Genomic DNA, 25612 nt, shown 5'->3' on the forward strand with positions numbered 1-25612 from the left:
GTTAAGGTTTACTTGTGATGAACCGTAATATAAGTGAGTAATTATATTGTGCTGTTAATATAAACATCTAAGTATGCTATATTTGATGAAACTGAAATAGGAAGGAATTGGGTAAACAATGAAAAAATGGTTCATAGTATTACTAATAATAGGGGGAGGTTTCTTCTCAATTGAAGCACCAGCACTAGCACAAGAAAAAGTGATATGGGATGGGGCAGAAATTGTAAAGGACCAATCAGGGAAAATGACTTTTACAAAGGACGTAAAAGTTTATAAGAAAGATAGTTCAGGTAAATTTGTATCGTTGACAGTGAAAAAGGGTAATTATTTCAGAGTTTATGATATTGAAAAGTATAATGGAAAAGTTTATTACTGGATGAGTAGCGGTTATCGTGTACAAGCAACAAACCTTGTCGTATTTAAGGAAGTACCAATGAATTTAAGAGTTTCATTTTTTGATGATTATACATGGGTCGTGTCATCACGTGAGGAAATATTAAAAAAACCATTAAAATATTATAAAAAAGGATATGGGTCAATTTTAAGGGATCAAAGTCCTTCAGAATCTATCAAATTTTTTAATTATGCGGAGTATCTCGAACAATACACGATTATTGACGGTAAATTACAAGTCGTAATAGATTATTCAGGTGAAGAGGAAGATCCACCATATTATGTAAAAGAATTTATTTCTGGTTCTGATGTTAAAGTAGTTGAAAAACGAAGTGTTCCAAGTGGCTATTATCTTGCTAGGCAAAATACAATAGCCTATGAATTTCCATTATTAAATGCAAAACAAATATTTGAAGTAGAGAAAGATACACTTATTCTAGTACGAGAATCTTGGGAAAAAAATAATGCGATTAATAGTTTTATAGGGAATATAGATGATTTTTCTGAGGATATTGGTATCTTTAATAGAAAATTTACTGACGATTCTCGTTATCCTTATAAAGGTCCAAGTTTTGGCTATGTAAGTATTAAAGATTTAAAACCAATAGAGGATATTCAACCTATTGGCACATATTATATAACAAAAGATATACCTGATTATAGGGGCTATCATGGTAAGATGCTTATTCCTCGTAACGAAGCTGTGACATTTTATTTTACTCAAGATGAATATGGCGTTATTTCTTATAAAGATGAAATGCACGTTATAAAGTTAGAGTATTTATCAAAAACACCGTTAGATTAAAAATAGCTTTGAAAGATAGCTATAATGGTCGTTTTTATTGATTCATTCGTTAGTAAATAAACCGCATCTTCATAAAGGGAAATTCTTAGATTAAAAGAATCTTTATGTTAGGGAACAGGATTATGAAAGATTACACTTAAATTAACGGGTGCTTTAGCTAAAAATGACAGGAAAAAAGAGCTTGGAAATGCTTCTCCAAGCTCTTTTTTCTATACAAAATAAACCATTAACTCTAACATAGCCTATTTAAAAGGAATAGATAGTTAAGGTTAGTGGATATGTGATTTGAGCAACAGCCAATGAAATCACAATACAACAATCGATATTCAATGGACCAAGTTTTAGAACAAGATAGAGTGGCGGTGCAACATGTACTGGATACAGAATATAGCAATTAAAATACTAATGAAAATAATAGGAGGTAATATTATGTTTATGGTAGCAATTTTTAGTGGGTTAATCGCTGGGAAACGTAGAAATATTGAAGATGTTCCTGAACATTTGAAAGAGCCAGTGTTAGCCGATTTATCTATACTTGGTTTAGATGGAAATGGAAACCTTGTAACAGTTGAATAATTCAACTGAGGAACATTAAATGTCATACGGAATAAAAAACGCTGCATAAGCTAGTGTTTTATAATGTAATAAACTGGGGGCTAAACTTGTTTAAATGAATTGGGAAACTCTCCATTGGTCCCATCGGTCTTTTTCACGTCCGGGTTTTTTGCAAAGCTGATTAAAAACTGTGTTTGCATTTTCATTTATTACTTCGAGTATATATTTTGAAATTGTAATTCTACCTTTTCAAGTATCAGCATATTTGATAAGACTTTCAAATATTCATAAAACGTATACTAAAGATCCACGTAGCATTAGTTTTTTTACCTATTACAAGAAGTATGCAGCCGTCTCTTGACAAATTATTTGCTAAGACACAGCTGCACGTTTATATGATAACCTTTAAATAATCACAATATTTGGAGGGTTAATAAATGAAGATTACCATGGAAATGAGTAAAGGTGCTTATGAAGTAGCGAAAAAAGTATATTCAGGACAAATGAGTAGAAGCGAAGGGAAAATTGAGATTTATAGAGCAACGGGTATGGCAGAAGGTTCTGCACAAGCTTTTATTACCATATTTCTAGCTATGTTGAATGGAGAAGAATATAAAAGAGCGTTTAATAATGATACAAATAAATTTTTGCTTGAAAGCATTAGAAGAGATTTTGGTGAGGATTCCTATAAAGATGCTTTAATTGCCGTACAGAAGCATATAGATTATTACTCTACCTTAGGAAAAGGGAACTTATCAGGGCTACAAAAAATTGTTAATCATTTGAGTTGCACATGAGGGTCATTAAACGCAGCATAAGCTAGCGTTATTTTTTATGTCAATATTCATAATGGTAATTTGAAACGAATTTACAACTCACCAATAAAAAGATATCATCCTCTAAAAGGGGATGTAAAATTGACTTGGATTATAGGAGTAAACTCATTTATGGGTTACAGTTTCGCTTTATCTGATATTAAAGTTTCATGGGGAAGTAATATTGAAAAAGATTGTTTGCAAAAATTTTACTCTATCACTAACAATATGAGAGCTGGTTTTGCAGGAAGTGTTAGTTTAGGCTTTAAAATGTTAATCGGTTTGGCTGAGTGTATACAGAATGAAAAAGAAGAAAAAGGATTAATTCCAACTTATATTGCTCAGAAGTGGAGTAGGAAAGCTAAACGAATATACGATAATGCAAGCCCAATCGAGAAAAAATTGGGGTGCCAGTTATTGATGATTGGTACGTTTCCTGAATCAAAAATTGATATTGGAGATATAAGGAATACGAAAACTGCAGTAATTAAGCTATCTGGCCCAAATTTCAAACCTTATATTGCAAATCAACATGACATAGTTTCGATTGGATCTGGTTCATCAATAGATGAGCATAAGAGACTTATAGAATGGTGCGATTCCAATGTTAATAATGTATTTGGTTTTGCTGAAACAATAGGTCTTCCTGCCGCATTTAATATCCTTGTTACCGATCAACTTCAAAACAATCCGAAGTTTGGAATAAGTAAACATTTGCATATTATTACTGCAGATAATCGAGGAATTTGTATGAGTAATAATAATAGACAAAACGAAGATGGATCTTATAGTCTTCAAATGCCTAAGGTCGCTTCTGGTTATAAAGAATTTCTTGAAATGGCTAAGGGGTACGGATTTAGGGCTGAAGCGGCATCGACATAAACAGTTAAGTCAGCATTATGTGTAGAATTGTTTCACTGTAGGAACATCCAACGCAGAATAAGATATCGTTATTTTTTATGTATCAAACAGGGGCTAACCCTGTTTAAATGAATTGAGAAACTTTCCACTGATTCCACTTATCATCCTTAGAAGGTCTGTCAGGACTGATGCAGTGTTGATTAAAGATGGTATTTTCATATCCGTTCATGTGTTCTAAGATATATTTAGAAATTACTATCCTTGCTTCTTTAAGTCCATTCGATTTTCTTCCTTTTATTGATTTAAGTGGTATAGGATCTTTACCAGGGGAAAACAAAGTAATTGTATAGTCAGCAATAGTACGTGTTCCGATTGTTTCAAAATAAATTTGATCAAATGCTTGATGGTAGCTTAAAGCTTTTTCACCCATATAATCGCTCCCTTAAATATGACTTAATATGATTATATGCTAAAAAAATTTCGTTTTTAAAAAGGTTTCATTATTATTTTAATTCACAAAAGAACATTATGCGTCTTAAACAATTTTTAATTTTGTTGAAGGATTCCCTTTAACATTAGTCGAAATATGCTTGTAGGCTATGAGAGGGGATATCTACTTTGGAAAATTATGAAATTGATAAAATAAAGGATTCTATTATTGACAGGATTGCATTGTTGGTAACATCTACCAGTGATATTGCACCGATTATTAGTGGTATAGCCAACGCGGTTAGAATGAAAAGATTCAGAAAGAGGATTGACATACATGAGGAAAAGATAAAAATTATATATCGCTCTTTAGATATGGAAGACTACGAATTTTTTGCCGAAAAGATTGGTACTATGGTATTTGAGAAAATAATGAATGATCATGAAGATGATAAAGCTGAATTTTTAATCCTTGGATTCGAAAATTGCGTAAACAATGATATTAAGGAAGAAGATGTAATTATTTTTTATTTCGACTTATTATCTGAGTTAAGAGTTTTTGATTTAAAACGATTTGTGACCTTATCGAGAAGGACTGAAGAAGCTCCAGTTCTTCCGTTAGAAGGAATTGGTCAAACTGATTATAAGATGTTTATAGATTCTACAGATACCAAACTATATAGACTAGGTTTAGTAAATCTATCTACAACATGGGGAGGAGAGATAAATAGACTGGAACCTATAACGATTAGCAGAAAAGGAAATGCTTTTTTAGATTTTATTGGAGTTTAAGTGAAATTAGTAGTGCGTATGATATTATCTAGAACGTCCACATGGGCGTTCTTTTATTTTTGGAAAAGAGGTGACAAAATGTCGTTACCATTACGAATTATGACGAGAGACTTACAATTGATTATTGAAATTAATCTTTATTCATCTTTGCAAATCGTTCGTTCCTGGCACGGTATCGGTAGCATCGAATTACGAATCAATCGATACTTGCCAGGAGCAAATCGTCGGAAAATTGGATTATACGAGCGTTACCATTAAAATCATGGGCCGGTCAACGAATAACCTATCCGCCCTCCACAACTGCATATGACAATAAACAGGACAATGCAGAAAGTGTCATGCAACATTATATGACCAACAATATTATCAATCCTGTGGACGACAACAGGCGAATGGATGACATCATTCTCGATGTTAATCAGATGCGTGGCGATACTATCAGTTGGCAATCCAGATACAAGAATCTAGCGGAAGAACTGGCTGAAATCAGTTTATTGAGTGGGCTTGGTTGGAATGTAGAAATTGATGTTGATAAAGAGAAATATGTATTCAAAGTGCTGGAAGGTCGCAATTTATCAGCAAATCAATCTATCCTACCACCTGCTATTTTTAGTCCAGAGTTTAATACACTTGGTCAAATTAGTTACACAGAATCAGAACTCAACTATCGTAATTATGCAGTTGTGGCTGGTCAGGGTGAAGGTGTGGAAAGGCGTATAGTTGAAGTAGGGGAATCATCTGGTCATGATCGCTATGAGTTATTTGTGGATGCTAGAGATGTTTCGGAGCAAACAGATGATCAATATCCAGCAGCGCGTACTCCAGAAGAAATCGAAGCTGATTTAACCAATCGAGGGACTCAAAAATTAACGGAGTATGAGAAGGAAGTTTACTTGGAAGGTCAGGCACTAACTAAATCTCGACTAATTTATGAGCAGGATTATAATTTAGGGGATATTGTCTCGCTACAAAATCGTGAATGGGGAATAACACGTGATGCTCGCATAACTGAGGTAAAGGAAATATACGAGCCTAGCGGAAAACGAATTGAACTAGTTTTTGACAATAGTAGACCTACTTTAATCAGTAAGATTAAGCAAGAATTGAGCAGTATTAAAGCAGAAATAACGAGATAAGAGCATCCAAAAGGGTGTTTTTTATGTAAGTAACGTTAAAACGTAGCATAAGCTAGCGATATTTTTTATGTCATAAATAAGGGGCTATTTTTAATGAATGTAAAAATAACGTATTTCCTTACGAGAGCACTCTTTAAATTAACAAATGTCATTTCAAGAGGAATAAATAAATTGTTGAATAAAATTGAAAAAGGTAAGAAGATTGCTCAGAAACTACAAGAATAAACTATTTTTCTCAATATTTATGTAATATAATCAGCTTTATAACATAAATATAGGAGCGAATGTCTATGAAAGATATATTAGGTTTGGGTAAATTAAGTGCCAATAGTCTTGAAGTGATAAATTTAGTATATCCTGATGTTGCACAACCGGGACTAAAAAAAGTAGGGCAATCATTAGAAACTGTCTTAGAGTTGTGTAATACAATACTATTGCCTTTGAAATTAGTAAACTCTAATGCAAATGTATTCTTTAACCACCATATGGAAAAATACCGGAAGAAGATGGAGGATATTCCTGAGGAAGAATTGACTGTAGTACATCCAAGTATTGGTTTGAAAATACTCGACGAATTATTGACTGTAACGAACGAAGATGTTTCAGATTTATTTGTTAATCTTTTAACAAGTGCATCAACTAAATCAGGAGCTAAGTATGCTCACCCGAGCTTTGTAGAGGTAATTAAAAATTTAGGTGAAGATGAAGCAAAAATAATTATTGATATATTTCACAAAGAAAAGATAGTTAAATATGTTTATTTAATGAAGGAAGATCCTCAACATGGAGACGTACCATTAAAGGATAAGATTAACGATATTTCAAAATTAACGAGTTTGATTTTTGAGGAAAATTCACAATTCTATATGGAAAACTTAATGAAGCTTGGGATAATAGAGGATACCAGTGTTTATATGCTTGGTGAGGAAGATGAATTTAATAGTTTAGAAGTTCTTTTGAAAGATAATAAAGAGATATATGATAATCTAATAAAACAAGCTCAAGATAAAGGAGAGCATAAAAATCTTTATATCAGTTATAGGTGGGGCCGATATATTTTAAATTCTTATGGAGAAAGTTTTGTTAATAGTGTTACCAGTAAAATTACTAATGATAGTAAAACAACATAATAGATTTAAGGGCATCCAATTGGGTGCTCTTTTTATGTAGAAAAAAATAGGAGTTGAAAAAATGGGAGAATTTATTAATTTGGAACATTTGGACGTAGTACGGTTTTATTTATTTGGGGACGTTAAATTTTTACATTTACTATTGGTGTTAATGGCTTTAGATATTTTGATAGGGGTATTCAAAGCGATTAAAAACCATAATCTATGGAGTCGAAAAAGCTTGTTTGGATACGCAAGAAAAATGTTGGTGTTAGTGGTCATCGTGCTAGCTAATTTAATGGATCAAATACTTGGAATGAACGGAGCGATTACATATGCTACCGTTCTTTTTTATATCGCAAATGAGGGTTTATCAATTCTTGAAAACTGTGCCGAACTTGGTGTATTAGTACCGGCAAATTTAGCGGCGAAATTAAAAGTCGTGGAATCACAAAAAGTCGAAGCTGAAACATTTAAAAAAATAATAAGTGAAGAATTAACAGGAAGTAAGGTAGACGCACAATTGGAAGCGGCGAAGGAAAGCGAAAAATAGATGACATTTAAAATAAGCTGCCATCCGGCGGCTTTTTATTTTGAAGGAGGTGATTGTGTTATGTGAAATTCAAACCAGTTGTAAAAGGGTACAAGCATTTGTAAATAGCAACACAAAAACTAATATGAGGTGATTATTAATGGTAAAAGTATTCATTGATCCAGGACATGGCGGAACAGATTCAGGTGCAGTAGGAAATGGTTTACAAGAAAAGAATTTAACTCTTCTCTACAAGGATTCGAGATATCTTATTAGCTGAATACAATAACGTATCAGTATTAATGAGTAGAACAGGGGATACATTCCCATCACTAGCAGCTCGTACAAACCAGGCTAACTCATGGGGTGCTGATTTCTTCCTATCTGTTCATATTAATGCCGGAGGTGGAACTGGTTATGAAGATTTCATTTACCCAGGTTCAGGAGTACCAACAACGACATATCAAAGTAATATCCATTCAGAAATCTTGAAGCTTGTGAACTTTACTGATCGTGGCAAGAAACAACAAAACTTCCATGTGCTTCGTGAATCCAATATGCCAGCTCTTTTGACGGAAAATGGGTTTATGGATAATGCAAATGATGCTGCAAAATTGAAAACAACTTCATTCATTGAATCTCTAGCCCGAGGTCATGTAAATGGAATTGTTAAGTGTTTCAATTTTCCCAAGAAAAGTACGGCAATATACCATACTGTAGTTTCTGGTGATACTGTGTATTCATTAAGTCAAAAATACGGTAGCACAGCACAACAGATTAAGGACTGGAATGGACTTGATGCCAATTACACTATTTATATTGGACAAGTGCTGAGAGTGAAATAAAAATAATGTACCAATCCTAGCCCTGCTCATTTTAGTGGGGCTTTTTTTATTTACCTTTTCACGTACAATATTAACAATTGTTAGAATTATCTTGCTCAACTAACGCAGCATAAGCAAGTTAATTAATGTTGTTGGTCTTATACAAATCTAAGTATGTTATATTAGATGAAACTGAAACAGGAAGGAATTGGATAAAAATGAAAAAATGGTTCATAATAATCCTATTAATAGGAGTAAGTTTCTTATCAATTGAAGCACCAGCACAAGCACAAGAAAAAGTGATATGGGATGGGGCAGAAATTGTAAAGCATCAATCGGGGAAAATGACTTTTACAAAGGATGTAAAAGTTTATAAGGAAGATAGCTCAGGTAAATTTGTATCGATGGTAGTAAAAAAAGGTAATTATTTACGAGTTTATGATATTGAAAAGTATAATGGAAAAGTTTATTACTGGATGAGTAGCGGTTATCGTGTACAAGCAACAGATCTTGTAATTTTTAAAGACGTGCCAATGAATTTACGAGTATCATTTTTTGATGATTACACATGGATCGTGTCATCAAAAGAAGGAATATCAAAACTTAGTAGACCTTATGGGAGACTTTTACAGGACTATGGAGATCAAGAAAGATACACTGTTGTTAATGGTAAATTACAAGAAGAATATCAATACTATGTTGGAAAATTTGCAAAAGAATTTATTTCAGGCTCTGATGTTAAAGTACTTGAAAAACAAAGTTTTCCAAGTGGCTATTATATTGCTACTCAAAATACAAAATCCTATCAATACCCATTATTAACATCAGTTTTTTCTGAAGTAGAAAAAAATACACTTATTAAAGTGAGAGAAGACAAGAACATGAGCCTTAACGGTTTGGTTGTTATTGATAGTTATATACTTGATAGTTTTTATGTAAATTATGAGCTTTATGATGACTTTAAAATTAATCATTATGATGGTTATGTAAGCATAAATAAATTAAAACCAATAGAGGATATTCAACCTATTGGCACATATTATACAACAAAAGGATTAAAGGGTTATGACGACTATGGTATTCCGAGTATTCCGGCTAACGAAGCCGTGACTTTATATTTAACTCAAGATGACCACGGTATTATATCATATAAAGATGAAATGGCTGTTGTAAAGTTAGAGTATTTATCAAAAACACCGTAAGATTAATTGTAGCGACTTTCTCTTAATTGAGTTGGTCGCTTTTTTTATTTGTATAAAAATTACTATAAAAGAATAAATGAAGGATGAGAAAATACCTTAACAGAAAAAACATAATTGGAACTAATGGTTTATTTTGTAAAAAAATGAAGGATATACAGGGAGATTGTAGAATTTTGTACTTTGTAAGGAAGATATAGAAAAATTAAACTAAAAGGAGAGATTAATTTGAAAAAAGTTTTTATATCTATGATGGTTGTACTATCTATTTTTGCATTTTCTACAGCAGCTCTGGCAGAAAGATTAGATGTTTCTCTTTACCGTGGGGAACTGGAAAAATCTACAGGTTGGGTATATGTTAATGCAGGTAACACTCTTCATGTAGGTGTTAATAATCATGGCTCTACTTCACCGCATCCAGTTGCTTTTTGGGTAACTGATTCCAATGGAAAGATAGTTACACAAGGTGGTTCAAATAGTTCTACAGATGACAAAGCGTATGCTATCGGTGTACCTGTAGGAGAATACAAACTTACATTACGATGTGCTTCACAAGGAGAAACACCTACTTGTTTTGCTAGTGGATGGTTGAACGATTAATAATTCATAGCATCTCTAACGAGGTGCTTTTTTTATTTGTCCAAAATTTACTTGTTGTAAAATCAAACGAATGTTCGTATACTGAAAAGAAAAAAGAGGGAACAAGTGTGCGCATAAATATTTCGAGGTCCATGCAAAACAATCAAATAGTTGAAATAATTTATATGAAAAACAACGGTGAAATCAGTAAACGAAAAGTGAAGGTTATTAGCATTTCAAAGGATTCTTTTCAGGCTTATTGCTTTTTGAGGAGAACAAAAAGGACTTTTAAAATAGAAAATGTACTCGCATGTGTTCCCATAATTAGTAGAGAAAGAAGTGTGGTTTAGATGGGTAGAAAGCAAAAAGAAATTTACGAATACATCAAACACTTTTTATACAAAAATAAATATTCTCCATCCATGCGAGAGAGCACTGAAAGAGTTGGTCTTAAATCTGTTTCAACAGTACATGGACATCTTGACCGATTACGAGACAAAGGCTATATCGATTTTGTTAATTCTTCCCCAAGAACTTTGCAAATAATCCGATGATCGATAATAGCGCATTGCCTAACCGCTCAATTGCCTGTATCGACATGATGAGTTTTTATGCGTCATGCATTGCAGTACTACATGACTTAGATGTAAGAACCGTTCCAATTGCTATTGTTGGTAATTTTGACCAAAAAGGGTCAGTTGTCTTAGCGGCATCCCCAGAAATGAAAACACGTTTTGGAGTTAGGACGGCATCCACAAGATTACACGAGATTCCTAGTCATCCTGATATCCGTTTATTTGAGCCGAAAATGAGTTACTTTCTTGAAATGAGTATGGCTGTAACTAATATCCTCCACAAATATGTTCCTCCTGAAGCAGTCCATGTATACAGTGTAGATGAAAGTTTTATCGATTTAACTGGTACAGAAAAACTTTGGGGACCTCCAGAGAACACAGTTAAAGAAATACAAAAGGAAATATTAGAAACCTTACAATTGCATAGTAGTGCTGGAATGGGTCCAAACATGCTAATGGCAAAACTTGCATTAGATTTAGATGCGAAGAAAACAGGTTTTGCTAAATGGACATACCATGATGTGCAAACTAAATTATGGCCAGTTTCTCCTTTAAGTGAAATGTGGGGCATTGGTTCAGGAACTGAAAAAACGTTAAACAATATGGGTATTTTCAGTGTTGGTCAACTTGCTAAAATGCCTTTAGAAATGTTAGAAGATAAGTTCGGAATAATGGGGAATCAATTGTATCATCATGCTCATGGAATCGATCTATCAGAAATAGGAGCACCATTGCAAGAACGACAAATCAGTTACGGTAAAAGCCAAATACTTATGCGAGACTACAATAAAATTGAGGAAGTAAAGGCAGTTATCCTAGAAATGTGCGAAGATGTAGCGAAAAGGGCGAGAGATACGTACCAGGCAGCTAGAACTATTTCATTAGGGATCGGTTATAGTAAAAATGCTTTTGGTGGTGGATTTCAAAGGTCTAGGACCATTCATGATGCAACTAACGATACCATGAAAATATTTGGAGTGTGCTTAGATTTATTAAAAGAAAATTATAATAGAAATCCAGTAAGGCATATATCAATTTCCATAACAAAACTTGAAGATGAACATTCAATGCAATTAAGTTTATTTGAAAAAAATAACTGGAAACAAAGAAAACTTGCAACAGTAATGGATAACATTCGGAATCGATATGGATCAGCTGCATTATTAAGAGCTGTTTCTTATACACCTGCAGGTACAGCAGTCAAACGCTCTAAAATGGTTGGTGGTCATAAAGAATAGGAGTGGTAAGTTTGATTAAAGATCGCGGTATGATGAAATGGCAAGGCATGATGTTAACTGAGCATGTAGCGATGTTGAAAGAATATAACCATGAACTTAAAAAGAATTCTAAACCACAACTAGATGAATGGGATTATGATGCCATCCAACATACATTGGATATGGCTATTAAGAGTAAGGCTGACACAAAAGTTAAGTTGTGGAGGGACGGCCAGTTTTTCTACAAAAGGGGAACAATTGAGAGCATAGACCTTACTAGAAGAACATTTGAATTGGATGATCCTTTTAATTTGCTAAAATTTAATTTAGATGAAATAGTAGACGTTACGATAATGGATTAAGGTTGTGAAATGATGGATAGAACGGAAGAACTGTTTAATGAAATGCTTGATAAATATGATCCAGAATTAATACTAGGTGCATTGGATGAAATGTCGAGAATGAGTAAAAATGAGTTGATTGCTTTAGGTAAGGTATGTGAAATTATAAATAATTACGATAGATTTGTTTAGATTTTTGCACCATTTTTGCACCAATCACAAAAATGAAGATAAACTCATTAGAAATAAAAAAGTCACAAACCCTTATGCATCAAAGGTTGTGACTGTGTTATTAGTATGGTCCCGACTGGTCTCGAACCAGCGACCCCCACCTTGTCGAGGTGTCTCCGAAATATGTCCGGACACCTTTACGATAAAACCACGTTCACGCTTGCGTTATGTTCTATTATACATTGCGCTTGCATAGACGGTCAACCGCTACCCTGTAAGTACCCTAGGCGATTTTCAAGAGGTAGTGGGCGCAAGGTAGCGGTATTAGATAACTATTTAAATTGAGAAAGAAACGATTAATCTTTTTTTTAGTTGTTGAATGGTTTGTAGCCGTGTGTCCTTTCGAGAATTACTTCGTCAAAATCTAAAGCTTCAATTTCTTTAACCGGCCTTAGCGTTCTAAATGTCAATAATTCTCCCCATTTAACCAAGAATTTTCCGTTAATATCTTCAACAGATATATACTCTCTTAATTTTTTATCATAAGTAAATTCAACATATTCATTCATATTCTTTTTTAACTCTAATAGTTTAGTTTGTAAATATGTAAAGATGTACTTTGCATAAGTCAGTGTCTCTTGTTCAGTTGGAAAGTATCCTTTATGTATTACTTTATTTCTGAACTGTACCTGATTTTGTTTAATTAATTCGGGAGCGCATTTAAAGACCGATAGATATAACATTGTATATGCTCCCAATTGTCTTTCTGAAAAGTTACCTAGCTCTTTCCATGCCTTATTATATTCACTTGTTCTATCAAGTCGTAAAACATTAACATTATAAGGATTTTCTATGTTGAACAAACTTTGAATGAATACTTCAATAGAAAACTCATGAAACCTCTCTATACTAACTGCGAAATTTGAAACTGCTTCTCTAAAATAACCATCCAACATTGCTTTCATTCCCATTTCAAATAATAACTCAAACTTATGTGATTCCATCAGAACAATAGACTCATGACCATATTCGCATGTAATTGGGTAAGTATTATCATCCCTTAATTCAAAGCTATAGTTTGGAAATTTGTTGTCATTGTTTACATTACATTGTATGCACGAAAGAGAAACTTTCATATTTATCCCCCTAAAAACAATTTACACCAATATAGGTACATTTTAAAATTATACCACTTTTTTCCTCAAGGGATACAGATGTGTTGAGTTAACGAAAAGTTGACGCAAGTCTCACGGCTCATAATCTTTGCGGTGTTTTTGAGAAATAGTATTGTTAAACTTAACTTAAGTAAGAAAAATCTAATCTAGTAGGATGGCTCGCTCGGGTTTAATAATCATTGACATTTATGGTAGAATACGACACATTATAAATAAGATTATTAATAATTTGGAGGGGTACTTATCGAAAAGAAACCTTTTTATAAGCGCTGGTGGTTTTATGCAATCATTGCGTTCGTTATTATCGGCGTTATAGCTTCGCCAACTGACGAAGAGCGAGCGGAAATAGAAGCGGAAGAGGCTGCGGCTGCTACCGTTGCTAAAGAGAAAAGTATAGCTAAAGAAAAAGAGAAGGTTGCTGAAAAGAAAGCGGAGGCAGACGCTAAGAAAGGTGAAAAAGAAGCGATAGACGCTGCAATAGTTGATTTCGCCGAAGCTTCAAAGCTGCTAGTTAGCGACTCCAATGGCGTCATTACCGACGCAGACATCGAACATTTAGGTGCTCATTTCAAAGTAAACGTATACGTAGATGAAGTAACATGGGCAGCTAGTACAGAAAGTGAAAAAGAATCGTTCGCTACTACTATAGGAACTGCGGTACAAAAGTCGTTGCCGGATATGGCGCTAGTTGACTTTCGTTCTGCGACTAGTGACGATGTAATTGCGGAAGGTAAGATACTTGGCGGTTACGATATAAAAAGATAATACGTTCTACAAAGTCCTGCGCTAGGTGTGCGGGACTTTTTTGTTGGAATCCTTCGTCAAGTTGTAGAATCAGTATAAGAAGAAAAAGCCCTTACTCAATCGAGTAGGGCAATTTTTATCGAAATTTGACTTTACCTTTTCTAACTCTATTGTTTGTTACAAGTGATTCTACTGGTGAAGCTTTATCGTGAATCTCGGAAACTTCGCTATTTGCATATTTGACATATTTTTGAGTCATCGAAATATCGCTATGCCCGAGTATATTCATTAAAGCGAATGCATCACCGCCGTTCCGTAGAAATTTAACAGCGAAATAATGACGGAATGTATGCGGGCTAACACGTGCTCTTATGCCACCTGCGCGTTTTGCGTAATTCTTTATATTTTTTGCAAAATTATCCCCATAATACTGATCACCGTATTGTGTGAGGAAAACAAATTCATCGGTATCTTCCTCCCCAATACCGATAAGTTCGAACAGTTCATATATATCTTTGGTAGTTGTACGTGAAATAGGAATCATACGAGTCTTACGTGATTTAGATGTTTCTGCTTAAATGATGATTTGACGATATTGAAGCTCGAAATCGCCTCGTTTTAGTGATGTTAGTTCGCTTACTCTTATTCCGGTGTCTGTAAGTATAAGCATCATTACATAATCACGGAAACCCGTATATGTTCGATGGTTTGGAGCATTAAGTAATTGTTTTACCTCATCGTCAGTAAATAATTCAAAACCATTGTCTGGCTCCTTCTGAATGCCAATGCTTTCTGCTGGGTTGTGACTGATTAACTTCTGTGCTACTGCCCAATTATAAAATACGCGTAAAAATCTTATAGCATTATTTACAGAACGTGGAGAGACTCCAACGATACTGGATTTACTAGTTGGATGATCGTCCCATTTTACCTTTTCAAACGATATGTAACGAATATATGCTGTTACAGAGGCATCGTCCGCTCCATTTAATCCGTGGTTATTACAATAGGTGGTAAAGTGTTTCAATGCTCTATCATATGTTTTTATAGTACGATCACTCCGCTTTTGTAGTCGCTTTGCATCGAGAAACCGTACGATAGTTTGATCAAGATAAAATGGTTTTGTGATAGTTGACTTTGTTTTACGTCTAAACTCGAATTTCTTCATTAATTAAGTCCCTTTCGTTGCGATGAATTTGTGCGAAATCAGTATAGCATGAAGTATTTGCGTCGTGCTCTCGCTTTTTCATCGTCTATCTTCGCTTGTTTTGAGTGAAGTTGGGTCGCATTACATCGGTTACTTTCTAAACGATATAAGAAAACGTCACCACCAGAGTTAATTTCCGTTAGTGACGTTTTCTTTTTTCTGCTCTCTCTATATTTATGCTTGGGCTCCGTATAATCTTTTTAGTTATTTTCTTCATCCTTAACAAACTCGATTATATCTTGTACTTCACAATTTAAAGCTATACATAGTTTATTTAAGGTCTCATATTCAATTCCGCTATTCTTACCATTTAGTATTTTGGAAATTCCGTTTCTATGCATTCCCGCCTTTTCTGCGAGTGTTCCAATGTTGAATTTTTTTGATTTCATCGTTTCTTTTAACTTAATTCTAATCATTTTTATTACCTCCTATTAGTATCTAGTATAAATTATAACTAATAAACACTATAGTGTGAATACATCTAAAAATTTTATTTTATAAGCGTTGACAATACACACTAAGGTGTTTATTATAAGGGTATGCAATTACACACTAAGGTATTCACGAGGAGATGAAGTATGAGACCGATAAACTTAGAACACTCGGACTATGACTCGGCTAACTTCGAAAGTTGGACCGACGTACAACCAGGTTATTTAATCACATCAAACGTCGTATTAACAACGAACAACACTGGAATTTGGTTTTATTGTTTCGACGAAGCTATCGAAGAAAATGCGGAGTCTGCCATCGCAAAGCAAGCGAGAATTATCCAACTTGACGTAGAAGGCGCAAGTGTCGTAAGCATTGAACTTTCAACCTTATCGCAAATGTCACTCGTAGAATTAGCAAAATTATTAGCATCGCAAGGGGTTACGGGATGAAGGTAATACGCGCAATAGATAACTACTTCATCGGAAAGGCGAAGGCGACATAACGGATCGCTTATATTTTTACGGAACTTACACAATTTGCAGTACAATCGTAGCTATTATCGCACTATAACATAAAAAGGGGATGGATAAAATGAGAAACTCAGTAACGGAACTTATTTACGACAAAGACGGAAGCGTAATGTCAAAATGTGAAACGTTAACAATCGCGGAGGGTATAAGAGTCGAAATGTATTCGGAGCCGACCGATATTAAGCCACGAGAAATCGTTTTAAAGATAGGTAGCGACACTATCGAAATGAACTATACGGATTCCCTAGCAGATATGTTCGGCAGAATCGAAGAAGTTTCCGCATTTGAATTATTGACCGCTTGCCAAGCTACTTTATGGCAGCCGAAAGCAAAGGTAGCGTAATGGTTTGGATAGAGCATAAAGGATGGTCGATGCAAGTGTCACAGGAGACTGAAAACGATCAATTTGAATTAGCGAGAATTTTAGCATTACTTCAAAGGGTATCTGAAATATAATAGAGGTAGGTTAAAGTTAATTGTAGGAGGTAAAATGTGACTGAACACTCTAAAAGTTGCGTAGTAAGATCAGCGCAAAGCGAAAAGGAATAAACGTAAGTAATTAAAGCCGGCGCCAAACGGCTAACTAAATCTTAAAGGTGGTAGGATAATGTCTAACATTCACGCTATACTTGACAACTTTTTAGAAGCTGAACTATACGCTAACGAACTATCCGAAAACGGTGCATCAAAAGAAGCACATGAAAAAGCGGACGAAATACTTCGAAAACAAGAAACTGCGCTTCTTTCTGCTATCGGTCTTAACCTTGAAATTCCGTCAGACTCCGATAAATTCGATCGCATACTTGAATTGGTAGAAGAATATCGCAATGATGAATCACGATATGAAACAATGGTTAGTTACGTTGAATCCTTAAGTCGGTAACAATCGGTCAAGCCGCCAAATACGCTCAAACGGTGCAAATATGGTTACGCCAATAACCTTGTTAAATGATAGGTACGCCAATACCTAGCCAGCCACCTATGACAGCGGTTAGCGCCAACTAATCGCGTATTGCTTTCGGATGTAAAACAAACTCTCACGTTTCAAAAAAATGATTCTACTGAAAGCCACCATTTATATAGAACGACAAAGAGGACGCCTAGCCAGCGTTCTTTTTTTTATTTTGCGATAAACTCCGAGGTAGGGTACCGGCTTACGTTATAACTAGTAGGTGGTGGAAATGCGCGGATTACCCTTCGAATGTATATAAGATGGTGTACCGGAATTATGATGTCCCAAAAATTGAATCCGATTATACATAAGGAAGTAAGTAGAAAAAGTTTTCGAAACAAATTTACGTATGGATCTCGCAAATACGATTTTTTAGTGTGTACATCAAGTAGGGAGATGTTGCAATTCCGGAGGGGCAACCGTCTATAGATATTAAGAGATGTCGCAACTTTCTAAGGTTTAGTCGCAGTAATAAGTATGTCGCAATTTTCGTTGGTTGCGTCCCCTTCATAAGTAAGCGGAAAACTTTTCGAATTTACCTCCGCGCTTTCTATTTTGAAACGATTATAACTTATGAAGGTATTAATTCCGCAGGCACTTTCCAGTGTCCGCATTCATATAGAGGTAAATAAATAAAGCAACTAAAGGAGCGTTAAAGATAATGGCACAGGGAACTAAGCAAAAATGTATACGAAGTATGAGAGTAGCACGCGAATTAATGTCGCGCGGATTTCTACCGATGGACGTTGAAAAGGCGAGAAAGTCGAGAGGATATCTCGTATTTGTATTCCGTGAAACACCGGATCTACTTGAAACACTTAACGAAATTATGGGAGGACAAATCAAATGTCAAAAAGCAGCCAACAGAAAGACACGCAGCCAAAACGTAATACAGTAAATAAGGTAACTCCGGGTGCTGACGGTCGTACATTTATTCCGTTCCCTAGTAATGCCCGCCACTACATTCACCACGATAAAGTATCTGCGGACAAATTGTACCTGTATACGTTGTTAATCGATTATCTAAACGTAGATATAGGCGCAGCATTTCCGAGTAACGAGCGACTATCGGTAGATTACGGCAAGTCATCGAAAACTACCGGACTCCACTTGCGCGATCTAGAACAGGCAGGACTAGTTGCTATTCCGAGTAAAGGTCGATATATACCGCTTGAGCCGTTAAGTGCTGCCGATTTCTATGCGAGATTCCCGAAGGCATGGACGAATTATACGGAAGCCTTTGCAACTGCGGAACAACGCCAGAAGGATGACCGCCAAAGACTACGCAAGTATAGAGAGCGAAAAGGCGATACACGTAATTAAGGTTATTATCTACACGTAATTAAGGTGTAAACGTACGTCGTTAACTACGTGTTAACTAGACTTAATTAACTAGATTTAATAACTAGATTTAAAAACATTGCGCCCAATAAGCAAAGAACGCTTATTAGTCGCGGATGCAATTAACTTATATATGTATTTATCGATAAAGAACTTATTCAAAGAATAAGGAGAAATAAACGGTACACGTAATCCGCGCCGTACGCAACTAAGGAAGGGGAACGCAGCTAAATGACAACGATTAAACTAGACGAAATCAAAAAAACTATCACGCTCGCCGAATTATATCCCGGATCCATCTATGATAATACTGAAAATAAGTTACTACGTCCACAGCACCAGATGATATATAGCGCGGAATTTCCGAAGTCTAAAAAACCGTCAATCCTAGAGCAATTCGCAAATGTCGAAGATGTCCTGTTAAAACGTGCGCCAACGACGACGTTGGAAGGACAAGCTAACAAGTTAATTCTCGAAGCCGAGCACATGGAACAGCTACTCGCTCGCTTATATCCGCCAGTAACAGACCGTGCTTATGTAGAAAACGCCGATTTTACCGTGACGGATTTATACAACGATATTGTATCGCGTATGGAATGGACCGCTCTACGATGTCTAGTGTTAATTTCCGTATTTGGAATCGATGCATTATCGACATTTGATACCGTTCTATACTGGGACTACTATCGCGAGGAACGCAAGAAATGGCGTGCATGTCGTTATAAATATTGCTTGAATATGTTCGCAGTCAAGGGCGATAACCTTCGCGGTGAGCGTCCTAAGCGATATGACTGTCGTTATTGTTCCGAAGCTTGCCGTAAAGCTACATACGAAGCTGAAGAACGTTATAAGCTACACGGCTCCTATTTGCCCGTCTATTACTATACGGATCAACTGGCGGATACGGTAGGAGATAAAACAAGGAAGCATGAGATCGCCTGTTCATCGGAAAAAATCGATAAACAATACGCAAAAGGAAAAGTTACATCGCCTATGAAAACGCCAAAAAGAACGGAATACAAGGGCGGTAAGATTATGGAATATAAATCGATGGAGGAAGCTAAAATAGCATATGAAATCGCTGGAAACAAAGGGAAAATACGTATATAGCCGTCGGAAAAATCGCTATGAATGTATAAGGGTGGAAATGCCCGCTATATCTTTTTATAGACAAAGTGAGAAAAAGGAGGAATAGAAATGAACTCAACATCTTTCAAGGCATTGAGGATCAGAGAAGGTAAAACACAGGCTGCCTTTGCTGAAATACTAGGCGTCAGTGAAAGCACTGTAGCACAAATTGAAACAAATAAAAGACCAATCAGTGCGAGGGTAAAAGTAAAGCTGGCACAGAAGTTTAAAATGGATGATGAACTAGTTGATTTTTTTGCGGAAGTAAGAAAATATCAATAGTAATCCAATATAACAATATCATGCAAATTAGGTTGATGTCAACTCCAAATATGAAAAATGAGGTGCTTATATGAATACTAGAAAAGACATTTTAAAAATAATCGGAGACCTTGAAACGGTTGCAATGTATGTAACAACAAAAGAAGAAGGCAACCTAAAGCCTGAAAAACTGAAGGAAGCGTATATAAATGCTTCAAATAAAGTAGCACAAGCTGAAAGAGAACTAAAGGCACTAAATCTATCGAGGGGTGACAGTAAGCATCTGTCTTGGGTACGCGATGGACTTAAATTAACACGCAAAGCGTTAATAGCAGCGTCCGAAGGAAAAGGATCACTAGCGAAAATCTTCATGTCGCAAGCTAATACAAAAATAGCGGAATACTCGCTCAGAAAAATAAAGAGTAATAGAAAGAGTCCTAACGGCTAACCGTTCGGCTCTTTTTTTATTTAAAAAGGGGTGGAAGAAATGCAAGAAAGTATAATCGTACAAATTGGAGCAAATATCACACAATTCCAAAATGCTATTAACCAGGTTTCGGGCGATTTACGAAACGTAGGTAACGATATGACTAGCTTTGGAACAAAAATGGCGAAAGGTTTTGGGGCCGCTACTTTGGCAGTCGGCGCAGGTTTAGGTTTTGCCGTTAAACAAGCGTCGGACTTCGATACAGAGATGCGGAAAGCCGGAGCAATTGCGGGCGCGTCAGCGAAAGAACTCGATGCTATGAAAACATCAGCGCTAGATTTAGGGGCATCGACAAGTGAAAGCGCAAGTAGTGTAGCAGCTGCAATGACGGAAATGGCAGCAAAAGGATTTACGGCTAATCAAACAATCGCAGCTATGCCTGGTGTAATTGCAGCAGCAGAGGCGAGCGGTGAGGACTTAGCGCTCGCGGCGGATACAGTTGCTTCAGCGTTAAACATATTCGGACTAGAAGCGGGCGAATCGTCAAGAGTTGCGGATATATTGGCAATGACGGCGAATATGTCAGCTGCAGGAATTACCGATATGCAATATGCGCTTAAATATGCGGGTGCGCCGGCGGCAGCGTTAGGAATATCAATGGAAGAACTGTCCGCATCTATAGGAATTTTAACCAATGCAGGTCTTGACGGAAGTTCGGCTGGAACAAGCCTACGTGCGTCATTGCTAGCGTTAAATAACCCGGCGAAAGCACAAGCGAAAATGATGGATGCACTCGGATTCTCGCTAACGGATTCTGAAGGTAAAACGAAGTCAATGGCGGATATGGTCCGAGATTTGACGGCTTCAATGGAACACATGACCGAAGCAGAGAAAGTAGCTACGTTAGGTAAGTTAGTCGGAACGGAAGCGGTATCCGGGTTCCTTGCGTTAATGAAAGCGGGACCCGAAGCGATTGAAGCGAATACACTTGCACTGCAAAATAGCGCAGGGGCTGCGGCGGAAACTGCGGCACAAATGAAAGCCGGTATCGGCGGTGCGATGGAAAATTTATCGGGTGCGTTCGAAACTGCCGCGATAATGATCGGCAACCAGTTAATACCGTATGTACAGAGTGCGGCGGGATTCATAGCAGAATTAATTAATAAATTCAACGGCTTGTCAGAAGTTACTCAAGCATTTATCACGAAAAGCGCGTTAGTTACTGCGGGATTACTAGCAGTCGGAACAGGTATAGGAATCCTTATAGCATTTACCGGTACCGTTATTTCAGCTTTTGCCACAATTACCGGTGTAATGGCGACGGTAGCTACTTCGTTAGGGATAACAGGCGGAGCGATGGGCTTACTAGGCGCAGCATTTACCGCAATAACAGGACCTATCGGAATTGCAGTCGCTGCAGTAGCCGGTATTGTAGCCGCTTTAGTAGTCGCATATAACAAGGTAGATTGGTTCCGCGATATGGTTAATAGTGCGTGGACAAAGGTTAAAGAAGGAACGGTAATAGCTTTCAATGCGGTTAAAAGCGCAATAACAACGGCTATTTCGGCAGTCTTAGCATTTGTAAAACCGCAACTAGACAAGTTTAAAGCGTTTTGGGATGAAAACGGTAAGGCTATTACAACCCTAGCAAAGTCGTATTTCACTTATCTACAAACCATGATTACCGGCGTAATGGGCGTTATTAAAGGCGTATTCCAAACAGTATGGCCAATTATTTCATCGGTGGTTAAAGTGGCGTGGGAGACTATTAAACTAGTTATTTCATCCGCTATCGACATTGTATTAGGCGTAGTACAAGCCGGACTAAAGTTACTTCAAGGAGATTGGAAGGGTGCTTTAGATTCGCTATTACAAGTATTAAAAGATGTATGGGGGAACGTAGAAAAATTCTTTAAGGGTATCGATTTAGCTGATATCGGAAAAGACATTATACGCGGATTGATTAAAGGTATTAGCGGAATGGCTGGTTCGGTTAAAACCGCGGTTAAAGACTTAGCAAATCTTATTCCGGACGGTTTGAAGAAATTTTTAGGAATTCATTCCCCTTCTAAAGTAACTGAAGAGGATGGGAAATGGACTACATTAGGGTTTGCTAAAGGTATTACAGGAGAATTCGGAACCGTTATAAAAGCAGGGGAAAACCTCGCTAAAGCGGCACACGGAGCTATCGCACTAGCTGCACCGAAGGATAAATCGAGTAAGAAAACGAAAGCGCGTGCGAAAAGCTTACTTAAAGTATTGGCGACAACCGTAGCACCTAAATTTAGTTTGAAAGAGGTGACAGTATGACGTTAGTTCAATACATGGCGGTAGGAAGCGTTGTCGTGGGAATCTGTAGCGACACGCGCCAGGTGGTATCAGGTAAACTGTTCGGCATTGACGTCAAATTCCGTCACGAAGATACGGAAGAAAAGAGCGGAAACCTTTCTAACTACGTTCTATTCGGAGGTGGTGGTCTAAATAGCCCGGTTGATAGAGTGAAAGAATTAATCGCCGAATATGCGGACGGAGCGCAAACACTCGACGGTATAGTGCCCGCCTTTAAAAAGGCAATCGAAACAATGCGTTACGAGAAAAAACATAAAAAATACGTTAAGGATCCCGGATGCTTTCAAGTTTTAATCGGGGGGTTCACCAATGATGGACATACTGGGCGAGCAGTGTTTACTTCGGGTAAAAACGCAGAAGTAGAGTATGAAATACATGAATACTTTCAAGATGACACAACCGCGTTAACTCCTTCAGATGACGAATTAGAAATAGTCATCGAGTCTTTAAAAACAGTGGAAAGTGCGCCATCTCCGGAAGTAATGGTAGGACATTTCGCTCGCGTGCAAAAAGCGTGTTTCCTAAACGACGACACAAATGTATCCGAAAAAAGTGTTTACACAGTTATTTATAGGGACCCGAACACACATGAATTCAAGTTTTATAAAGGCACAATAGACCTACTAGAAGGATCTATGAAATGAGGTGTGTTAAATGGGAAATAAAGAAGATGCAGCCGAAGTAGATTTAACGGAACTTTGGGATGCGCACGAATTAATGATGGATTTGGGCTTAGAACCATTGGAGGCTTTAAATATGCTTACTGACACCTGGATAAAATCTATGCTTCAACAATTCGATGATTATGACTTAGATTGGAATACCGGAGAATACAAACGGAAAGATAGAACAATCCCGTTGAACATTCCGCCAATAGAATAGAACCTTTAATATTGCCTTCGTGATTCATTTCGCGGGGGCTTTTATATAGGCAAAATGTCCACCAGTAGATAAATGAGGAGGCATCCTGTGGCTAAGAAAACTTGTAAAAAGTGTTTAAAAGCGAAAGCAATTTCGCAATTCGTAAAGGATAAACGGAATAAGGACGGCACGACTAACATTTGTAAAGTGTGTAGAAATACGGCACTACGTAAGCCACCAAGACGTTACATCGGTAAGAAGGAACAGGAATGTAGTATTTGCCACGAAATAAAGCCCTACGATAACTTTTATAAGAGTAAAATGACAAAAAACGGTAGGGAGCCACGGTGTAATAAATGCCGCGCGGTCGACCCTAAACCGTTTAAAGCCTACTGGCGCTTGATGGCAAAACAAAAACTCTACGCTATCCCAATAGAGATAACGAAAGAGGAAGTCGCAATGATTTTCGAGGCTTTCGAAGGTGAGTGTATATACTGTGGCGCAGAGGAATCGAAGGAGACTGGCACTATTAATCTCGAACATATCGTGCCAATGGCTAGAAACGGTCGCCACCACGTTTCAAACCTATGTTGCGCTTGCACCTCTTGTAATTCAAAAAAGCGAAACAAGCCGTTGATTGAATTTTACCGCTCGCATGAGCCGTTTACCGGAAAAAGACTCGACTATATCTTCAAGCACGTCGCATATTTCGCGAAGCGCGACCCGGAAGAAGTGGCGCAAGAGTTCTATGCGGCGGTGAACGATGAATAAACACCACGAAAATAACGAAGTTTGGCGACTAGAAACGGGCTTCCTCGCAGCTTATACCGAGGATCGTGCGTTAATGGGACGAGTCAGACGTTATAAATACAAGGCGGGATGGACCGAGATGGCTCGCTACTTCAAAAACGAAAAGCTTATCGGCGTCCATTACAAACTACCAATCGAACAGAAACGAGTTGTATTCCGAATGTTCGGCGTGACCGATTTAACGGAATAATCGTCAATTTAAAGGCACTCGACATCTAAGAGGAACAAATACAAGCGGAAGAAAAAACGGTGTCTGAAATCAAGGCAATACGCACGAATCTCCGTTCATTACACGTTCAATACACACTATTAACGCTTGGAGGTGCATCGGATGTTTAAAGTCGGTATTAAAAGAACGGAAAGTGAAGTCGTTGTTACTGTAAAAACGGACGTACCAGGAGAAAAGGCGTTTAAGTTTGATTCGCTAAGTCCGACGATTACTTCGGACCGCTTGCGATTGATACTTCCGCTTATGATTGAAACGCAAAGGGATAAGCGGGCAGCGAGAGCGCATCGGAAGTTAGAACTAGCGGAAGAGAAAGCGGAACGAGAAGAAAGAGCGGAAAAAATGAAGGAGGCTAACGCAAATGAATAGACGTAAACTTTCCGAAGAAGTCCCACGAAAAAAGAAATGGGTCAAAGAATACAACAAAAACGGTATTTTAATCGGCGCTCCACGACCACCACGACCACAAATCACTAGCGAGGATGTTCGATAATGGAACGTCTTTTTTTCGTGGCAGTAATTAAGAAGGACGGTCAAACGGGCATAGCGATAATCGAACACAAAGACGACATAAGAGTAAGCGCGACTGGGCTATACTTCGACCGCGACTTACCGTTTAAGGCAGCGTCACAGGCTTACGGCGATTTAATACTCGGAGCGCTACACGAAGGCGAGCAAGCGGCTATAGCTACGTCACGCGCAGGCGTAACAAGTAAGAGTAAATATCCGTTTAGGTTCACTTGCAACGAGAACGTACAGTATTACCGCGAGGCTAAAGGCTTTGCAAGACTGACATTACTAAAAAAACAAAACATACAAATGGAGGAATAATA

At 37.0% G+C, this 25612-nt stretch carries 33 protein-coding genes and 2 pseudogenes; 30 read left to right on the top strand and 5 right to left on the bottom strand.

Annotation, left to right across the window (positions count from 1 at the left end; genetic code table 11):
- Window positions 1-118: 118 nt before the first annotated feature.
- From KD050_RS18720 to KD050_RS18735, 4 genes are all read left to right on the top strand, one after another.
- On the top strand, window positions 119-1198 hold the full coding sequence (locus tag KD050_RS18720) for a hypothetical protein (protein ID WP_211893815.1): 1080 nt from the start codon (window positions 119-121) through the stop codon (window positions 1196-1198).
- Window positions 1199-1627: 429 nt separating this feature from the next.
- Window positions 1628-1774 (top strand): CD1375 family protein, encoded by a 147-nt coding sequence (locus KD050_RS18725; RefSeq protein ID WP_211893816.1) that lies wholly within the window; start codon window positions 1628-1630, stop codon window positions 1772-1774.
- Window positions 1775-2190: 416 nt separating this feature from the next.
- A complete protein-coding gene (locus tag KD050_RS18730) occupies window positions 2191-2550 on the top strand; it encodes a hypothetical protein (protein WP_211893817.1) in 360 nt (119 codons plus the stop codon).
- A gap of 120 nt (window positions 2551-2670) precedes the next feature.
- Window positions 2671-3450: a hypothetical protein gene (locus KD050_RS18735; protein ID WP_211893818.1), complete on the top strand. Its 780-nt coding sequence runs from the start codon at window positions 2671-2673 to the stop codon at window positions 3448-3450.
- 103 nt (window positions 3451-3553) lie between these two features.
- Here the strand turns inward: KD050_RS18735 and KD050_RS18740 are convergent, their stop codons facing one another.
- A complete protein-coding gene (locus KD050_RS18740) occupies window positions 3554-3859 on the bottom strand; it encodes a hypothetical protein (protein WP_211893819.1) in 306 nt (101 codons plus the stop codon).
- 188 nt (window positions 3860-4047) lie between these two features.
- Between KD050_RS18740 and KD050_RS18745 the strand changes: the two genes are divergently transcribed.
- The 12 genes and pseudogenes from KD050_RS18745 to KD050_RS18795 all read left to right on the top strand — a co-directional run bounded on the left by KD050_RS18745 (window position 4048) and on the right by KD050_RS18795 (window position 12354).
- A complete protein-coding gene (locus tag KD050_RS18745; protein WP_211893820.1) occupies window positions 4048-4650 on the top strand; it encodes a hypothetical protein in 603 nt (200 codons plus the stop codon).
- Between the two features lie 78 nt (window positions 4651-4728).
- Complete coding sequence (locus KD050_RS21315) at window positions 4729-4908, top strand: hypothetical protein (RefSeq protein WP_235753857.1); 180 nt, start codon at window positions 4729-4731, stop codon at window positions 4906-4908.
- A complete protein-coding gene (locus tag KD050_RS18750; RefSeq protein ID WP_235754005.1) occupies window positions 4890-5786 on the top strand; it encodes a siphovirus ReqiPepy6 Gp37-like family protein in 897 nt (298 codons plus the stop codon). The genes KD050_RS21315 and KD050_RS18750 overlap by 19 nt, the downstream gene beginning before the upstream one ends.
- 290 nt (window positions 5787-6076) lie before the next feature.
- Window positions 6077-6916: a DUF4393 domain-containing protein gene (locus tag KD050_RS18755; RefSeq protein WP_211893821.1), complete on the top strand. Its 840-nt coding sequence runs from the start codon at window positions 6077-6079 to the stop codon at window positions 6914-6916.
- A 61-nt stretch (window positions 6917-6977) separates the two neighbouring features.
- A complete protein-coding gene (locus tag KD050_RS18760; protein ID WP_211893822.1) occupies window positions 6978-7448 on the top strand; it encodes a phage holin family protein in 471 nt (156 codons plus the stop codon).
- A gap of 139 nt (window positions 7449-7587) precedes the next feature.
- Window positions 7588-8272, top strand: a pseudogene (locus KD050_RS18765) (N-acetylmuramoyl-L-alanine amidase).
- Window positions 8273-8469: 197 nt separating this feature from the next.
- Window positions 8470-9453 carry a hypothetical protein gene (locus KD050_RS18770; RefSeq protein ID WP_211893823.1) on the top strand — a complete coding sequence of 328 codons (984 nt, stop codon included), beginning with the start codon at window positions 8470-8472 and terminating at the stop codon, window positions 9451-9453.
- 225 nt (window positions 9454-9678) lie between these two features.
- Complete coding sequence (locus KD050_RS18775; RefSeq protein WP_211893824.1) at window positions 9679-10050, top strand: hypothetical protein; 372 nt, start codon at window positions 9679-9681, stop codon at window positions 10048-10050.
- 329 nt (window positions 10051-10379) lie between these two features.
- Entirely contained in the window at window positions 10380-10583 is a 204-nt protein-coding gene (locus KD050_RS21575) for a LexA family protein (RefSeq protein ID WP_211893825.1), read from the top strand.
- The gene (locus KD050_RS18785; protein ID WP_211893826.1) at window positions 10580-11842 is read left to right on the top strand and encodes a Y-family DNA polymerase; all 1263 of its coding nucleotides are present in this window, start codon (window positions 10580-10582) and stop codon (window positions 11840-11842) included. Before KD050_RS21575 ends, KD050_RS18785 begins: the two co-directional genes overlap by 4 nt.
- 11 nt (window positions 11843-11853) lie before the next feature.
- The gene (locus KD050_RS18790; protein WP_211893827.1) at window positions 11854-12183 is read left to right on the top strand and encodes a YolD-like family protein; all 330 of its coding nucleotides are present in this window, start codon (window positions 11854-11856) and stop codon (window positions 12181-12183) included.
- A gap of 12 nt (window positions 12184-12195) precedes the next feature.
- Entirely contained in the window at window positions 12196-12354 is a 159-nt protein-coding gene (locus tag KD050_RS18795; RefSeq protein WP_211893828.1) for a hypothetical protein, read from the top strand.
- 347 nt (window positions 12355-12701) lie between these two features.
- On the opposite strand, the gene KD050_RS18800 is transcribed toward KD050_RS18795, so the two are convergent.
- The 4 genes and pseudogenes from KD050_RS18800 to KD050_RS18820 form a co-directional block, all read right to left on the bottom strand.
- Window positions 12702-13469, bottom strand: a complete 768-nt coding sequence (locus KD050_RS18800) for a hypothetical protein (RefSeq protein WP_211893829.1) — start codon at window positions 13467-13469, stop codon at window positions 12702-12704.
- A 317-nt stretch (window positions 13470-13786) separates the two neighbouring features.
- Window positions 13787-14056 (bottom strand): hypothetical protein, encoded by a 270-nt coding sequence (locus KD050_RS18805; protein ID WP_211893830.1) that lies wholly within the window; start codon window positions 14054-14056, stop codon window positions 13787-13789.
- A 332-nt stretch (window positions 14057-14388) separates the two neighbouring features.
- Window positions 14389-15420: pseudogene (locus tag KD050_RS21320) on the bottom strand (tyrosine-type recombinase/integrase).
- Between the two features lie 239 nt (window positions 15421-15659).
- Complete coding sequence (locus KD050_RS18820; protein WP_211893833.1) at window positions 15660-15875, bottom strand: helix-turn-helix domain-containing protein; 216 nt, start codon at window positions 15873-15875, stop codon at window positions 15660-15662.
- 162 nt (window positions 15876-16037) lie between these two features.
- Here KD050_RS18820 and KD050_RS18825 point away from each other — a divergent pair, with 162 nt between their 5' ends.
- The 14 genes from KD050_RS18825 (at window position 16038) to KD050_RS18890 (ending at window position 25610) form a co-directional block, all read left to right on the top strand.
- Window positions 16038-16343: a hypothetical protein gene (locus KD050_RS18825; protein WP_211893834.1), complete on the top strand. Its 306-nt coding sequence runs from the start codon at window positions 16038-16040 to the stop codon at window positions 16341-16343.
- 142 nt (window positions 16344-16485) lie between these two features.
- The gene (locus tag KD050_RS18830) at window positions 16486-16767 is read left to right on the top strand and encodes a hypothetical protein (protein ID WP_211893835.1); all 282 of its coding nucleotides are present in this window, start codon (window positions 16486-16488) and stop codon (window positions 16765-16767) included.
- A 264-nt stretch (window positions 16768-17031) separates the two neighbouring features.
- Window positions 17032-17307: a hypothetical protein gene (locus tag KD050_RS18835; protein ID WP_211893836.1), complete on the top strand. Its 276-nt coding sequence runs from the start codon at window positions 17032-17034 to the stop codon at window positions 17305-17307.
- A gap of 1062 nt (window positions 17308-18369) precedes the next feature.
- A complete protein-coding gene (locus KD050_RS18840; RefSeq protein ID WP_211893837.1) occupies window positions 18370-18699 on the top strand; it encodes a helix-turn-helix domain-containing protein in 330 nt (109 codons plus the stop codon).
- A gap of 249 nt (window positions 18700-18948) precedes the next feature.
- The gene (locus KD050_RS18845) at window positions 18949-19827 is read left to right on the top strand and encodes a hypothetical protein (RefSeq protein WP_211893838.1); all 879 of its coding nucleotides are present in this window, start codon (window positions 18949-18951) and stop codon (window positions 19825-19827) included.
- 87 nt (window positions 19828-19914) lie between these two features.
- Window positions 19915-20127 (top strand): helix-turn-helix transcriptional regulator, encoded by a 213-nt coding sequence (locus KD050_RS18850; protein WP_211893839.1) that lies wholly within the window; start codon window positions 19915-19917, stop codon window positions 20125-20127.
- A 70-nt stretch (window positions 20128-20197) separates the two neighbouring features.
- Window positions 20198-20554, top strand: coding sequence for a hypothetical protein (locus tag KD050_RS18855; protein ID WP_211893840.1), 357 nt, complete (start codon window positions 20198-20200; stop codon window positions 20552-20554).
- Between the two features lie 39 nt (window positions 20555-20593).
- Window positions 20594-22843, top strand: a complete 2250-nt coding sequence (locus tag KD050_RS18860) for a phage tail tape measure protein (RefSeq protein WP_211893841.1) — start codon at window positions 20594-20596, stop codon at window positions 22841-22843.
- Window positions 22840-23526: a hypothetical protein gene (locus KD050_RS18865; RefSeq protein WP_211893842.1), complete on the top strand. Its 687-nt coding sequence runs from the start codon at window positions 22840-22842 to the stop codon at window positions 23524-23526. The genes KD050_RS18860 and KD050_RS18865 overlap by 4 nt, the downstream gene beginning before the upstream one ends.
- Before the next feature lie 10 nt (window positions 23527-23536).
- Window positions 23537-23764: a hypothetical protein gene (locus KD050_RS18870; protein WP_211893843.1), complete on the top strand. Its 228-nt coding sequence runs from the start codon at window positions 23537-23539 to the stop codon at window positions 23762-23764.
- An 87-nt stretch (window positions 23765-23851) separates the two neighbouring features.
- Complete coding sequence (locus KD050_RS18875; RefSeq protein WP_211893844.1) at window positions 23852-24514, top strand: HNH endonuclease; 663 nt, start codon at window positions 23852-23854, stop codon at window positions 24512-24514.
- A 370-nt stretch (window positions 24515-24884) separates the two neighbouring features.
- Window positions 24885-25148: a hypothetical protein gene (locus KD050_RS18885; protein WP_211893846.1), complete on the top strand. Its 264-nt coding sequence runs from the start codon at window positions 24885-24887 to the stop codon at window positions 25146-25148.
- Complete coding sequence (locus KD050_RS21425) at window positions 25141-25272, top strand: hypothetical protein (protein WP_255553330.1); 132 nt, start codon at window positions 25141-25143, stop codon at window positions 25270-25272. The genes KD050_RS18885 and KD050_RS21425 overlap by 8 nt, the downstream gene beginning before the upstream one ends.
- Window positions 25272-25610 carry a hypothetical protein gene (locus KD050_RS18890; protein ID WP_211893847.1) on the top strand — a complete coding sequence of 113 codons (339 nt, stop codon included), beginning with the start codon at window positions 25272-25274 and terminating at the stop codon, window positions 25608-25610. The genes KD050_RS21425 and KD050_RS18890 overlap by 1 nt, the downstream gene beginning before the upstream one ends.
- Window positions 25611-25612 lie beyond the last annotated feature (2 nt).

Origin of the sequence: Psychrobacillus sp. INOP01 (genome assembly GCF_018140925.1) — a bacterium.
Taxonomy (GTDB): Bacteria; Bacillota; Bacilli; order Bacillales_A; family Planococcaceae; genus Psychrobacillus.

Excerpts from the sequence above, each read along its gene's own strand:
- KD050_RS18720 (WP_211893815.1), top strand. The coding sequence starts at position 119 with ATGAAAAAATGGTTCATAGTATTACTAATAATAGGGGGAGGTTTCTTC.
- KD050_RS18725 (WP_211893816.1), top strand. The coding sequence starts at position 1,628 with ATGTTTATGGTAGCAATTTTTAGTGGGTTAATCGCTGGGAAACGTAGA.
- KD050_RS18730 (WP_211893817.1), top strand. The coding sequence starts at position 2,191 with ATGAAGATTACCATGGAAATGAGTAAAGGTGCTTATGAAGTAGCGAAA.
- KD050_RS18740 (WP_211893819.1), bottom strand. The coding sequence starts at position 3,859 with ATGGGTGAAAAAGCTTTAAGCTACCATCAAGCATTTGATCAAATTTAT.
- KD050_RS21315 (WP_235753857.1), top strand. The coding sequence starts at position 4,729 with ATGTCGTTACCATTACGAATTATGACGAGAGACTTACAATTGATTATT.
- KD050_RS18755 (WP_211893821.1), top strand. The coding sequence starts at position 6,077 with ATGAAAGATATATTAGGTTTGGGTAAATTAAGTGCCAATAGTCTTGAA.
- KD050_RS18760 (WP_211893822.1), top strand. The coding sequence starts at position 6,978 with ATGGGAGAATTTATTAATTTGGAACATTTGGACGTAGTACGGTTTTAT.
- KD050_RS18770 (WP_211893823.1), top strand. The coding sequence starts at position 8,470 with ATGAAAAAATGGTTCATAATAATCCTATTAATAGGAGTAAGTTTCTTA.
- KD050_RS21575 (WP_211893825.1), top strand. The coding sequence starts at position 10,380 with ATGGGTAGAAAGCAAAAAGAAATTTACGAATACATCAAACACTTTTTA.
- KD050_RS18785 (WP_211893826.1), top strand. The coding sequence starts at position 10,580 with ATGATCGATAATAGCGCATTGCCTAACCGCTCAATTGCCTGTATCGAC.
- KD050_RS18795 (WP_211893828.1), top strand. The coding sequence starts at position 12,196 with ATGGATAGAACGGAAGAACTGTTTAATGAAATGCTTGATAAATATGAT.
- KD050_RS18800 (WP_211893829.1), bottom strand. The coding sequence starts at position 13,469 with ATGAAAGTTTCTCTTTCGTGCATACAATGTAATGTAAACAATGACAAC.
- KD050_RS18805 (WP_211893830.1), bottom strand. The coding sequence starts at position 14,056 with ATGTCTGCGTCGGTAATGACGCCATTGGAGTCGCTAACTAGCAGCTTT.
- KD050_RS18820 (WP_211893833.1), bottom strand. The coding sequence starts at position 15,875 with ATGATTAGAATTAAGTTAAAAGAAACGATGAAATCAAAAAAATTCAAC.
- KD050_RS18825 (WP_211893834.1), top strand. The coding sequence starts at position 16,038 with ATGAGACCGATAAACTTAGAACACTCGGACTATGACTCGGCTAACTTC.
- KD050_RS18830 (WP_211893835.1), top strand. The coding sequence starts at position 16,486 with ATGAGAAACTCAGTAACGGAACTTATTTACGACAAAGACGGAAGCGTA.
- KD050_RS18835 (WP_211893836.1), top strand. The coding sequence starts at position 17,032 with ATGTCTAACATTCACGCTATACTTGACAACTTTTTAGAAGCTGAACTA.
- KD050_RS18845 (WP_211893838.1), top strand. The coding sequence starts at position 18,949 with ATGACAACGATTAAACTAGACGAAATCAAAAAAACTATCACGCTCGCC.
- KD050_RS18850 (WP_211893839.1), top strand. The coding sequence starts at position 19,915 with ATGAACTCAACATCTTTCAAGGCATTGAGGATCAGAGAAGGTAAAACA.
- KD050_RS18855 (WP_211893840.1), top strand. The coding sequence starts at position 20,198 with ATGAATACTAGAAAAGACATTTTAAAAATAATCGGAGACCTTGAAACG.
- KD050_RS18860 (WP_211893841.1), top strand. The coding sequence starts at position 20,594 with ATGCAAGAAAGTATAATCGTACAAATTGGAGCAAATATCACACAATTC.
- KD050_RS18865 (WP_211893842.1), top strand. The coding sequence starts at position 22,840 with ATGACGTTAGTTCAATACATGGCGGTAGGAAGCGTTGTCGTGGGAATC.
- KD050_RS18870 (WP_211893843.1), top strand. The coding sequence starts at position 23,537 with ATGGGAAATAAAGAAGATGCAGCCGAAGTAGATTTAACGGAACTTTGG.
- KD050_RS18885 (WP_211893846.1), top strand. The coding sequence starts at position 24,885 with ATGTTTAAAGTCGGTATTAAAAGAACGGAAAGTGAAGTCGTTGTTACT.
- KD050_RS21425 (WP_255553330.1), top strand. The coding sequence starts at position 25,141 with ATGAATAGACGTAAACTTTCCGAAGAAGTCCCACGAAAAAAGAAATGG.
- KD050_RS18890 (WP_211893847.1), top strand. The coding sequence starts at position 25,272 with ATGGAACGTCTTTTTTTCGTGGCAGTAATTAAGAAGGACGGTCAAACG.